Annotated in this window: 15 protein-coding genes; 13 read left to right on the top strand and 2 right to left on the bottom strand. The window is 62.8% G+C overall.

All coding sequences use genetic code 11. The features are described from left to right. The coding region (locus CCR95_RS01780) for a transposase (RefSeq protein ID WP_201091320.1) at positions 1-178 on the bottom strand (178 nt) is incomplete at its 3' end. Positions 179-503: 325 nt separating this feature from the next. Then, positions 504-731: a hypothetical protein gene (locus CCR95_RS25070; RefSeq protein ID WP_242522998.1), complete on the bottom strand. Its 228-nt coding sequence runs from the start codon at positions 729-731 to the stop codon at positions 504-506. 612 nt (positions 732-1,343) lie between these two features. Here CCR95_RS25070 and CCR95_RS01770 point away from each other — a divergent pair. The 13 genes from CCR95_RS01770 (at position 1,344) to ptsP (ending at position 12,016) form a co-directional block, all read left to right on the top strand. Beyond that, positions 1,344-2,363, top strand: coding sequence for a KpsF/GutQ family sugar-phosphate isomerase (locus CCR95_RS01770; RefSeq protein WP_201091319.1), 1,020 nt, complete (start codon positions 1,344-1,346; stop codon positions 2,361-2,363). A gap of 40 nt (positions 2,364-2,403) precedes the next feature. Next, entirely contained in the window at positions 2,404-2,922 is a 519-nt protein-coding gene (gene kdsC, locus CCR95_RS01765; protein ID WP_201091318.1) for a 3-deoxy-manno-octulosonate-8-phosphatase KdsC, read from the top strand. Continuing rightward, entirely contained in the window at positions 2,922-3,548 is a 627-nt protein-coding gene (gene lptC / locus CCR95_RS01760; protein ID WP_201091317.1) for an LPS export ABC transporter periplasmic protein LptC, read from the top strand. Before kdsC ends, lptC begins: the two co-directional genes overlap by 1 nt. 116 nt (positions 3,549-3,664) lie before the next feature. Continuing rightward, positions 3,665-4,102 (top strand): lipopolysaccharide transport periplasmic protein LptA, encoded by a 438-nt coding sequence (gene lptA, locus CCR95_RS01755; protein WP_242523000.1) that lies wholly within the window; start codon positions 3,665-3,667, stop codon positions 4,100-4,102. 86 nt (positions 4,103-4,188) lie between these two features. Further along, entirely contained in the window at positions 4,189-4,914 is a 726-nt protein-coding gene (lptB, locus tag CCR95_RS01750) for an LPS export ABC transporter ATP-binding protein (RefSeq protein WP_201091321.1), read from the top strand. A gap of 183 nt (positions 4,915-5,097) precedes the next feature. Continuing rightward, positions 5,098-6,582: an RNA polymerase factor sigma-54 gene (locus tag CCR95_RS01745; protein ID WP_201091314.1), complete on the top strand. Its 1,485-nt coding sequence runs from the start codon at positions 5,098-5,100 to the stop codon at positions 6,580-6,582. A gap of 30 nt (positions 6,583-6,612) precedes the next feature. Beyond that, positions 6,613-6,939 (top strand): ribosome hibernation-promoting factor, HPF/YfiA family, encoded by a 327-nt coding sequence (gene hpf, locus CCR95_RS01740; protein WP_201091313.1) that lies wholly within the window; start codon positions 6,613-6,615, stop codon positions 6,937-6,939. A gap of 285 nt (positions 6,940-7,224) precedes the next feature. Then, complete coding sequence (locus tag CCR95_RS01735) at positions 7,225-7,674, top strand: PTS sugar transporter subunit IIA (RefSeq protein WP_201091312.1); 450 nt, start codon at positions 7,225-7,227, stop codon at positions 7,672-7,674. 24 nt (positions 7,675-7,698) lie between these two features. Further along, complete coding sequence (gene hprK, locus CCR95_RS01730) at positions 7,699-8,661, top strand: HPr(Ser) kinase/phosphatase (protein ID WP_201091311.1); 963 nt, start codon at positions 7,699-7,701, stop codon at positions 8,659-8,661. Between the two features lie 55 nt (positions 8,662-8,716). Next, positions 8,717-9,577, top strand: coding sequence for an RNase adapter RapZ (gene rapZ, locus CCR95_RS01725; RefSeq protein ID WP_201091310.1), 861 nt, complete (start codon positions 8,717-8,719; stop codon positions 9,575-9,577). Next, positions 9,574-10,011, top strand: a complete 438-nt coding sequence (locus CCR95_RS01720) for a PTS sugar transporter subunit IIA (RefSeq protein WP_201091309.1) — start codon at positions 9,574-9,576, stop codon at positions 10,009-10,011. Before rapZ ends, CCR95_RS01720 begins: the two co-directional genes overlap by 4 nt. Beyond that, positions 10,008-10,277, top strand: coding sequence for an HPr family phosphocarrier protein (locus tag CCR95_RS01715; protein ID WP_201091308.1), 270 nt, complete (start codon positions 10,008-10,010; stop codon positions 10,275-10,277). The genes CCR95_RS01720 and CCR95_RS01715 overlap by 4 nt, the downstream gene beginning before the upstream one ends. After that, positions 10,274-12,016, top strand: coding sequence for a phosphoenolpyruvate--protein phosphotransferase (ptsP, locus tag CCR95_RS01710; RefSeq protein WP_201091307.1), 1,743 nt, complete (start codon positions 10,274-10,276; stop codon positions 12,014-12,016). The genes CCR95_RS01715 and ptsP overlap by 4 nt, the downstream gene beginning before the upstream one ends. Positions 12,017-12,038 lie beyond the last annotated feature (22 nt).

The following is a 12,038-nucleotide window of genomic DNA, read 5'->3' as shown; positions in this document are numbered from 1 at the left end:
TGGTCTCGAACAAGGTTCCGGCTTGCTCCAGGATCTCCTTCTTCCATTGCCCGACTTGGACCGGATGCACACCGTGCTCTTGGCCAATCTCGTTGACGGTTTTCACCCCACGAATGGCTTCCAACCCCACCTTGGCTTTGAACGCCGCCGCGTAAGTCTTACGCTTTGCTTCACCCATTTTAATCAACCCTTTCGTGCCGGCTTGACAGCTTAAATGACTGTCCGGTTTTCGGGGTCCACTTTAGTCGCCCTTGCGGATCGCTTCGAGACGCTCCGTTCGGAGGCGCTATCACACACGATCAGGCGATTTTCTCACCAACAAGCTTAGATCAAGGGTCAGGGGGACTCGAATCCGTGCGAATACCCAGATTGAGGCAGTACTGGGTACGATGCGGTTTGAGGTCGCCCTGATGTTAAAAAACGGCCAATGGTGCTGGCCGACATCGTGGGGGCAATGCGGCGCGCGATCGTCTCGCGCACCAAGTCCTGGCGCGCCCAATGCGTCAAGGGTCCGGCGGGGTTTCGCAGGCCAGCGCGATGATCTGGCAGATCTGCTCGGCGCTGAAATCGCCGGGGTTCCCCGAGCGCGGCCGGTCGGACAGGATCTCCTCGATCACGGCGCACAGGCGTTTGGGATGGCCCGCCAGGGCGGCGAACTGGTCCTGGGCGTTCACCCACCGCCGGCGCCACTGCCCGACACCGTCTTCATCAAGGTCCAGGGCGTGCGCCATCGCCTTATTGGGCTCGCCGTCGGCGGCGCCGCCGCACCAGGCTGTGGGCGGTTTCGCGGCTTCGGGAGAACGCTTCGAGCAGGGTGCGTTGCTCGTCGGTTAGATCAATCGAAGGGGCTGGATGGGCCATGGGCTGTGACGCATCTCAAGCGGTGGAAGTCGGGTGGCTATTCTCCTAAAAATTATCAACGCGTGGTACTAGGAGCCCGCTTGCGGGCGACATGACCTGCCAGCAACCTTTGGGTCTGCCAACCCCCGTCGCCCGCAAGCAACCCCCCAGCCCGCAGGCCCGCAAGTCGCCCGCAAGCGGGCTCCTACGTCAAAATGAGCATTGCCGGAAAGCCCGAGATCGCTTTACTAAGGTTAGGCGATTGTCGCTGGAGTCGTGCGCGGCAGTCAAAGTTGCGTCAGGATCGCGGCGGAGACCGTCGTCGTTGGACGGGACAGCGAGGCATGCATTAGTGTATTTTTGTCTCGCCTCTCAACCGCATCCTCCACGCCAGCGGTCGGCTCCCGCGCGACCGGCTCCACTTGAACGCCTCGCGGTTTCATGCGGGACGCGGTTTCGACACAACGTTCAAGCCATCGCACCGGCTGGGGTTTCGGTCACGCATGACAGACAGACGACAATTAGGCGCGCGACAGGCCAGCCTCGCCCCTGGCGAGGCGGAGAAGATCAAATCGCTCGGGCGCGCGGTGATCGAAACCGAGGCCGCCGCGGTCGCCGCGCTGGCACAGCGGGTTGACGATGCCTTTATCCTGGCCTGCCGCTACATGCTCGCCTGCGAGGGCCGCATCGTGGTGCTCGGCATGGGCAAATCGGGACACATCGGGGGCAAGATCGCCGCGACGCTGGCGAGTACCGGGAGCCCGGCCTTTTTCGTCCATCCCGGCGAGGCAAGCCACGGCGATCTGGGGATGATCACCCCGCGCGATGTGGTACTCGCCATTTCCAACTCCGGCGAGACCGAGGAATTCCTGACCATCCTGCCGATTCTCAAGCGGCTGGGGGTGCCGATGATCACCATGACCGGCCGCCGCGACTCCACCCTCGCCCGCGAGGCCGACGCGAGCCTGGATATCAGCGTGGCGAGCGAGGCCTGCCCGCTGGGGCTCGCGCCCACGTCGAGCACGACCGCCGCGCTGGCGATGGGCGACGCGCTGGCGATCGCGCTGCTCGAAAGTCGCGGGTTCACGGCCGAGGACTTCGCCCGCTCGCACCCGGCCGGCAGTCTCGGACGCCGACTGTTGCTGCATGTCGGCGATATCATGCACCGGGGCGAACGGCTGCCGAGCGTGACGCTGGGTGCTTCGCTGCTGTCCACCCTGGACGAAATGTCTCACAAGGGATTGGGCATGAGCGCCGTGGTGGATGCCGATGGCGTGCTCGCGGGCATTTTCACCGATGGCGATCTCAGGCGCGCGCTCGATCAAGGCGTGTCGGTCCACCAGACGACGATCGATGAGGTGATGACGCGCCAGTGCACCACTGTCGCCGCCGACGCGCTTGCGGCCGAGGCGCTTCAACTGATGGAGTCTCGGTCGATCAACGGGCTGCTGGTGCTCGACCGGGATCAACGCCTGATCGGGGCATTAAACATGCATGACCTGCTCCGGGCGGGCGTGGTTTAATCTCGTCGCTTTTCGTCAGATCGCAAGGGGTGATCAGTGTATGCAGGACATTCAGGAACGTGCCGCGCGAATCCGTCTGGTGATCTTCGATGTCGACGGCGTGCTGACCGACGGCAGTCTCTACCTGGGCGATGACGGCCAGGAATACAAGGCGTTTCACTCGCGCGACGGTCTCGGCATGACCTTGCTTCAGGAAACCGGTGTCCGCCTGGCGGTGATTACCGGACGCACCTCGAAGGTCGTGCAGTTGCGCATGGAAAACCTCGGTATCTCGGAAATTTACCAGGGCTATCGGGATAAACTGCCCGCCTATGAGGAACTCAAGCGACGCCTGTCACTCACGGACGATGTCATCGCCTATGTTGGCGACGATGTGGTCGATCTGCCGATTATGCGCCAGGTCGGTCTGGCGATCGCCGTCGGCGACGCCCACCCGCGGGTCCAGCAGCATGCCCATTGGCACACCCGCGCCGGCGGCGGACAGGGGGCCGCGCGCGAGGTCTGCGAGTTGATCCTGGATGCCCAGGGTACCCTGGAGCGCGCAATGAGCCGCTTTTGATGAGCGCACACGCATCGCTGTTTGGCCGACCGCTCTGGTCGCGCCAGCAATGGCTGCTGGCGGCCTGCTTCACCGTCTCCGGCCTGGTTGCCTGGTGGCAGCTCCAGTCGCGTCCCGACGAAGCGCCTGCGTCGAACCCCCGCCCGCGCCTGCCGGATTATGTCGTCCTGAACTTCTCCGCCGTGGAAACCGACGAGGCCGGTCAGCCAAGCCGGCGCCTGCTAGCCGACGAGCTGCGTCATTTTCTCGACGAAGATCGGTCCGAACTCGAACGTCCGCGCATGAATCTGTTCCAACCCGATGGCCCGCCCTGGAAGGTGCGTGCCCAGGAGGGACTCGTGCTCGCCGGCGGCGATCAGGTGCGACTCGTCGGGGATGTCCGGCTGGACCGGGAGGGCGACGGGCAAACCCGTCCGGCACAGCTTGAAACCGAACAAATCGATATCTGGCGCAAGCGGTCGCTCGCCGAAACCGATCGTCCGATCCGCATCCGCAGCGACGGCGATCTGCTGACCGCCAACGGCATGCGGCTCTGGTATACCGACCCGACGCGGACCACGTTTCATGGTCGAGCCCGCATCCGGCTCGCGCCAGAGACCGCGCCCGCACGGGAGGCGCCGCCATGAGCCTCCTTCAGTCGCGCTGGCGCCGGTCCTTCTCCTCGACTCCGCCGTGGGGCGACGCGCGCAAGACCTGGTGGCACTTCCCGCTCCTGGCCGGGTGCCTTTTGAACCTTGCCTGGATGCCAGCCGAAGCTCTCCAGGGCGATGCCCGGCAGCCAGTTTTCATCGAGGCCGATGATGTCGAGGTACGCGAGACTGACAGCACCAGCATCTATGTCGGCAATGTTCAGGTGGATCAGGGCAGCATGCGACTGCTCGCCGACCATGTGACGGTTTATCATCGCGAAGATCGTCAGCCCCGACTGATCATCGCGTTGGGAGCACCCGCTCACTACCGGCAACAACTCGACAACGATCGGGGCGAGGTCCAGGCATCCGCCCAACGCATGGAATACGACGCCGACAAAGACGAGTTGATCCTGATCGGCGACGCCTTGCTCATCCAGGGCGCGGATCGACTCGCCAGCGAACGGATCATTTACGATCGCGCGCGGGCACAGTTTCGCGCTGGCGGCGCGGGACGGGTCAAGATCACCATTACCCCGGCATCACAGTGAGCTGAGTCCGCGTCAACGGCGGCGTTGACGCGGACGAAGCCTGTTCTCGCTCAAACCGAAGTTCATCCTTGCACGAGGAACGCGAATTGTCCGCCTTGCACGCCGAACATCTGAAAAAAAGCTACCGTGGCCGCCAGGTGTTGCAGGGTGTCAATGTCAAGGTGAATCCGGGCGAGGTCGTGGGTCTGCTCGGACCCAATGGGGCCGGAAAGACCACATGCTTCTACCTGATCGTCGGCTTGATCGCCGCCGATCAGGGTCGGATTCTGCTCGACGGCCGCGATATTACCCGCTTGCCCATGCATGCGCGGGCGCGCGCCGGGCTCAGCTATCTGGCCCAGGAACCCTCGGTCTTTCGCAAACTCACCGCGCGCGAGAACATCCTGGCGATCCTGGAGACGCGCCGGGATCTCAAGCGTCCCGCGCGGGAACAGCGCTGCGCGCGCTTGCTGGAAGAACTCGGGATCGCGCATGTGAGCGATTCGCTCGCGCTCAGTCTCTCGGGAGGCGAGCGCCGACGCCTGGAGATTGCCCGCGCATTGGCCGTGGATCCGACCGTCATGCTGCTTGACGAACCCTTTGCTGGCGTCGATCCCATCGCCGTTGGCGAGATCAAGGCCATCGTCTCGCATCTGCGTGACCGCCGGATCGGCGTACTCATCACCGACCACAATGTCCGTGAGACACTCGACATCTGCGACCGCGGTTACATTATCAGCGCCGGGACCGTGATCGCCGCCGGCGTGCCGGCCGATCTGCTCGCCGACCAACAGGTTCGGGACGTCTATCTGGGCGCGGATTTTTCCATGTAGCCTTTAAACTTCGATTTAACGTCCACGTCACAATATGTAAGGGTGTAAGATGAAATCGTCATCTTCCCTCGCCACTGAGACACAAGGAACGCGCGGGGGGATTGAAATGGGCTAGAATCGCCAAAAACGCGCTTCATCGCTTTCGCACTCGAACGGGATCATCTCAAGACGCACTCGCGCTCCATGAAGCAATCCATCCAGCTTCGCCTTGGCCAACACCTCACCATGACGCCTCAGTTGCAGCAGGCGATCAAGCTTCTGCAATTATCCACGCTCGAACTCCAAAAAGAGATTCAGGAAGCGCTCGACACCAATCTCATGCTGGAAGAAGGCGACGAGGCCGAGCGATTTAGCGCCAGCGAGGTGAGCGACAGCCGGCTCCTGCCGATCGAGGAGACCACGCGCACGCGCGACGAGGAGGATCTGCGGATCGATCGAGAGGTTCCGGCCGAGTCCAACGAGATGCCCGACGAGCTCCCGGTCGATACCCAATGGGAGGATGTCTACGACAGCTATCTTCCCACCAGCATCCATGGCGGCGATGACAGCGCGGACTACGATCCTCTTGCCCAGCAGAGCCGCCCGCAAACGCTGCACGACCATCTGGCTTGGCAGTTGAACCTCAGCCGTCTCAACGAACGCGACTTCATGATCGCCCAGGCGATCATCGACGCCATCGACGCGGACGGTTATCTGCGCACCGACATCGACGATCTGCTGACGACGATCGACCACCCGGAGATCGGCGCCGATGAGGTGCAAACCCTGCTCCATCGCGTTCAGTCGCTCGACCCGCCCGGCGTGGGCGCGCGGGATCCGCGGGAATGTCTACTGATTCAATTGCGGCAGATGCCCTCGGAAACCCCTTTTCGCGACCTGGCCATTGCCGTCTGCCGCGATGGATTCGAACATCTGCCGAGAAAAGACATCACCGCGCTGGCGCGTCTGCTCAATGAACCGGAGCCGGAGCTGGTCCGCGCCATCGAACTCATTCGCCGTCTCAATCCGCGACCTGGATCCTTGATCGAGGAGGCCCCTTCGGAGTACGTTGTCCCCGATATTTTCGTGCGCAAGCTGGAAAGTCGCTGGCTCGTCGAGCTGAATCCCGAAGCAATGCCTAAACTCAGAGTGAACGCGGACTACGCACGACTGATCCGCCGCTCCGATCAAAGCGCCGACGGCACAACCTTGAAAAGCCATCTTCAGGAAGCGCGCTGGTTCATCAAGAGTCTGGCGAGCCGCAACGATACCGTCCTGCGCGTCGGTTCCAAGATTGTGGAAATGCAGCAGGATTTTTTCGAACAGGGTGACGAGGGGATGCGGCCGATGATTCTGCGCGACATTGCCGAGGCGCTCGAATTGCACGAATCCACCGTCTCCAGGGTCACCACGCAGAAATACATGCATACGCCGCGAGGCACCTTCGAGTTCAAATATTTTTTTTCCTCTCACGTTAATACCGCTTCTGGCGGCGAGTGTTCGTCCACGGCCATCCGCGCCCTGATTCGCAAACTGATCGCGGCGGAATCCACCAGGAAGCCTTTAAGCGACGATAAAATTGCCAGGGAGCTGGCGGATCAGGGAATCAAGGTCGCGCGCCGAACAGTCGCCAAATACCGCGAGGCAATGGGTCTCCCACCCTCGAACGAGCGCAAACGCCTGGATTGACAGGTCGTTTGAACCTTTAGGAGTCACAAGATGCAGATCAGCCTGACGGGTCACCACATCGACATTACCGATGCACTCAGAAGCTATGTCGAGAACAAATTCGAGCGCATGGCGCGACATTTCGACCACGTCATCAACGCCCATGTCGTGCTCAGCGTTGAGAAGCTCGCCCAAAAGGCGGAGGCGACACTCATCATTGATGGGAACAAGGTTTTTGCCGACTCCACCCACGAAGACATGTACGCGGCCATTGATGCCCTGATCGACAAGCTTGATCGTCAGGTGCTGCGTTACAAGGAAAAAAAGAGCAATCACCGCGGCAATTCCGTGGCGAAAATCGCCGAGGCGGAAGAATAGCCGCGGCCGAGCGGTTACACTGAATGCGTCGCTTTCTTCAGCACGCACCCGACACCTCGGGCGGCTAATCAACTGACCGTTCGGGGTGTTTTTTATTGAGACGACGAGAGACGATCACCACCATAGGCTCATGTTCAGCCGACAGGTCGATCGCAGGAGACCCGCAACCATGACCCCAGACAACTGTCACGCGACCATCCCGCCGCGCGCGCGAGACGCTAGGCCGACGTCGCGCGTGGACTCCGCGGCAATCCTGCGCGCCGACGCATACTAGGATCTGGATCCATGTTGAGCCCAGAGCTGATCAGCGAAGCCCGCATCGGATGCGCTCTTGAGATCGCGAGCAAGAAACGCCTGCTCGAAACGCTTGCCGAACTGCTGGCAAGCGGTCATCCGCGCCTGCAAACCGAGACCGTCTTCGAGCGACTGCTGGAGCGCGAGCGTCTCGGCAGCACCGGCCTTGGCCATGGCATCGCCTTGCCGCATGCCCGAATCAAGGAAGTCACGGAGGTCTTGGGAGCCTTCGTGAGGACCGTCCACGGCGTGGACTATGACGCCACCGACGGCGAGCCGGTGGATCTCGCCTTTGCGCTACTGGTTCCGGAGGCCGCAAACGATGAACATCTGCGTCTGCTGGCACATCTGGCCAGCCTCTTCAGCGATCCTGCAATCCGGGAGCAGCTCCGCGCGGCGGATTCTCCGGCCCGGCTGCTGCAAGTTTTGAATACTCGATAAGCCGTGCCACCACGGCCGCCCGCGATGATCGACAGCCTCCAGTCCCTGATTGCGCAGACCGGATCCCAGCTCAAACTGCGCTGGGTGACGACCGAGCCGCGAGAACCGCGCGCCCTGCATGGCAATGATCCCGAGCATTCACGGCAATCGCTCATCGGTTCGCTGAACTGTATCCACCCCAACCGACTGCAGATTGTCGGTCAGCAGGAACAGGCTTATCTGAATGCCCTGGGCGCAACCGCGTTCGCCGAAACCATCGAGAAACTCTTCGCGGACCATCCCGCGGCCGTGATCTTTTCCGATGGCATCGAGCCGGACGCGGCATTCCTCGAGTATGCCGCGAGCACGCAGACGCCATTGCTGGCTTCCATGCTCGGGGATCAGGAACTGATCAACCACCTACGCTATTTTCTGACCCACGCATTGGCCGAACGCAAGACGGTACATGGTGTCTTTATTGAGGTGTTGGGCATGGGCGTGCTGCTGGTGGGCAGCCCGGCGGTCGGTAAGAGCGAACTGGCACTGGAGTTGATCACCCGCGGTCATCGCATCGTCGCCGACGACGCGCCCCGCTTCGCGCGAATCGCCCCCGAGGTGCTCGAAGGCACCTGCCCGGAAACCCTGCGGGACTTTCTCGAAGTCCGCGGTCTGGGTATCCTCAACATCCGCGCCATGTTCGGCGAGGGCGCCGTCCTGCGCAACAAGACGCTGAATCTGGTCATCGACCTGCAACCACTGAACCAACAACAGCTCGAATGCATCGATCGACTCACCGGCAGCCTGACGGCGGCCACCATCCTGGGCGTCGCGATCCCGAAGATCGTGATGCCAGTCGCGCCGGGCCGCAACCTGGCGATCCTCGTCGAAGCGGCGGTGCGCCATCAGATTCTGCGCATCCGCGGCTACGACGCGGGCGTGGACTTCATCGATCGACAGGCGCGCGCCATCAGTATCGACCGCCCAGACCCGCCCGTCGCCCGACGTTAATGCCGCAGAGGCTCATGCGTCGTTCTCCGTCCGCCCGACTGGAAGCGAACTCGCCATGAAACTGGTTATTCTCAGCGGTCTGTCCGGCTCCGGCAAAAGCGTCGCACTTCACACGCTGGAAGATCTGGGCTATTACTGTATCGACAACCTGCCGCTCTTTCTGCTGAAGGATCTCGTGCTGGGGCTGCGCAAGGCGGCGCTTGACGAGGCGTTCAAGAACACGGCGGTCGGTGTCGACGCCCGGACCAACCCGGATGAGCTACGCCAGCTTCCGGAACTCGTCCGGACCGCTCAGGAAAGAGGCATCGACTGTCGCGTCATCTTTCTGGAAACGAACACCGACACCTTGATCAAACGTTTCAGCGAGACCCGCCGCAAGCATCCGCTCACCCGGGGCGACCGTTCGCTCGGCGAGGCGATCCAGCTCGAACGCGAACTGCTGGAGCCGATCCGAAACTGCGCCGGGATCCTCATCGACACCACCCAGACCAATGTCCACGAGTTGCGCGACCGGGTGCGCGGCTGGCTGGTCGGCAGCGCCTCGCCTAAGGCGTCGATCCTGCTCCAGTCGTTCGGGTTCAAGCATGGCGTGCCGCAGGACGTGGATTTCGTGTTCGACGTGCGTTGCCTCCCCAATCCGCACTGGCAGCCCGAACTCAAACCGCTGACCGGACGCGATCCGCCGGTCGTGGCGTTTCTGGAGTCAAGTCCCGAGGTCCAGCGGATGCGCGATGACATTCAATCCTTTCTCGCGCACTGGATTCCGTCCTTCGAGACCGACGGGCGGAGTTATCTGACGATCGCCATCGGCTGCACCGGCGGTCAACATCGCTCGGTCTACATGACCGAGGCACTGCGTCGCTTCTTCGAGGGCGACGGTCACAAGGTCATCGTGAGACATCGGGAATTGCCATGAGCGTCGGACTTCTTTTGATTACGCATCGTCCGCTCGCGGGGGATCTGCTGGCGGTCGCCACCGAGATTCTGGGTGGCCGCCCAACCGGCATCGAGGCGCTGGAAGTGATCAACGATACCCCGTGCGAAGATCTCGTCGCGGCGGGTCTGCGGTGCGCCGCGCGACTCGACCAGGGCGATGGCGTGCTGATCCTGACCGACCTGTTCGGCGCCACGCCAGCCAATGTCGCGCTGGTTCTGCTGGAGCGTCTGGAGCGTGCGCGGGTGCTGGCGGGCGTGAACCTGCCGATGCTGTTGCGGGCGTTGAACTACGCCGCGCTGGATCTGGAGACGGTGGCCGAGAAGGCCGCGCAGGGCGCGCGCGATGGTATCCGCCTGTGCGTCGCCGCGGGCGAGCAACGCACGACGCCGGCACGCAGGATCCAGGTCGCATGATTCGCCGGGAATTCGAGATCTGCAACAAGCTGGGGCTGCACGCGCGCGCGGCGGCCAAGCTGGTGCAATGCGCCACGCGCTACCGCAGCCATATCGAGATCGAACGCCGCGACCAGCGCGTCAACTGCAAAAGCATCATGGGGGTGATGATGCTGGCCGCCAGCCAGGGTACCCGAGTCACGGTCGAGGCCGTCGGCGACGACGAGGAGGACGCGATGGTATCGATCGAGACCTTGATTCGCGAGCGCTTTGGGGAAGCCGAATGACCACCGCTTTTCAGGGCATCGGGATCGCCTCGTCCTGCCCGATTGCCCTGGGGCCGGCGTTCATCGATGCCCGCGGCCGTGGCGGCGCCTTCCTCGCCCCCATCGCCAGCGATCAGATCGGCGCCGAGATCGCCCGCCTGGATCTGGCCGTGTCCGCCGCGCGCGAGGCCTTGCAGGCGATACGCGCACAGATCCCGCGTCACACCCCCATCAAGATCGCCGAGTTCATCGACGCCCACCTGCTGATGCTCGAGGACGCCGCCCTCATCGGCGAGGTCCGGCGTATCGTGAGCGATCAATTGTGCAATGCCGAGTGGGCGCTCCAGTTACAGCGCGATACCCTGATCCGGGTCTTCGACGAGATGGACGACCCCTATCTGCGCACCCGGCGCGACGATATCGAGCATGTGGTCCGTCAGATTCAGTCCTTCCTGCGCGGCGATGCACCCGCGCCCGATCCCGGGATCAAGGATCTCGACGGCTGCGTGGTGGTGGCGCACGATCTCATGCCCGCCGATGCCATCCAACTGCGTCATCGCGGCGCGGTGGCCTTCGTCACCGAATCCGGCGGCCCCATGTCGCATACCGCCGTCCTGGCGCGCAGCCTCGGTGTTCCCGCAGTCATGGGCATCCACGAGATCACCCGTTATCTGCGTCAGAATGAATTTCTGGTGGTCGACGGCGAGACCGGGACTGTGCTCACCAATGCCGACGAACGCACCCTGGAGTATTACCGCCAGCGTCTGCGCGTGATCGATGCGCGTCAGCATCAGTTGCGCGAGCTGGTCAGTCGGCCCACACTGACCCGTGATGGGGTTGCGATCGACCTACTGGCGAACCTGGAGCTTTCCGAGGACGTGCGCACGGCCAAGGCCAACGGCGCCGTCGGTGTCGGTCTGTACCGCACCGAATTTCTCTACATGAACCGCGACGATCTCCCGGAAGAGGAGGAGCATCTGGCAAACTACGCCGAGCTGATCGCGGGACTTGATGGCATCCCCATCACCATCCGCACCCTGGATCTCGGCGTCGAGAAAGGCTGCGAGGCATTCGCCAATTGCGGTTCCAGTTCCTGCAATCCAGCGCTCGGTCTGCGCGCGATCCGGCTCTGTCTCAAGGAACCGGAGCTGTTCCGACCGCAATTGCGCGCGATCCTGCGCGCCTCCGCGCTCGGCCCCGTCCGCCTGATGCTACCGCTCGTAACCAATGTGCATGAGCTGGACACGGTGTTGGCGCTCATCGTGCAACTCAAGCATCAGCTCGACCGCGAGGGACTGCGCTACGATCCCGCCCTGCCGGTCGGGGCCATGATCGAGGTGCCGGCAGCGGCGCTCGCGGCCCGCGCCATCGCCCGCCGAATGGACTTTCTCTCCATCGGCACCAATGACCTGATTCAGTACACGCTCGCCATCGACCGCCTGGACGATGCGGTCAACTATCTGTTCGATCCCACCCATCCCGCCATCCTGCGGCTGATCCGCATGACCATCGAGGCCGGGCACGCGCTGAACATTCCGGTCAGCATGTGCGGCGAGATGGCCGGCGACACACGCTTCACGCGCCTGCTGCTGGGGCTTGGGCTGCGGGAGTTCAGCATGCAGCCGGGCGCGCTGCTCGACATCAAGGAAATCGTGCTCGACGCCGATTCGCGCGAACTTCAGCGGCGTACCGACCAACTGTTCGATCTGCTCGACGAGACGGATCCCAGCCACCTGTTGGAAGCCTTGAATCAGGCTTGAGTCAGGACCGACAAGCCCCCCC

The sequence above is a fragment of the Thiocystis minor genome (assembly GCF_016653465.1).
In the GTDB taxonomy this organism is placed as follows: Bacteria; Pseudomonadota; Gammaproteobacteria; order Chromatiales; family Chromatiaceae; genus Chromatium; species Chromatium minus.
This window is presented reverse-complemented; position numbering and strand designations above follow the sequence as displayed.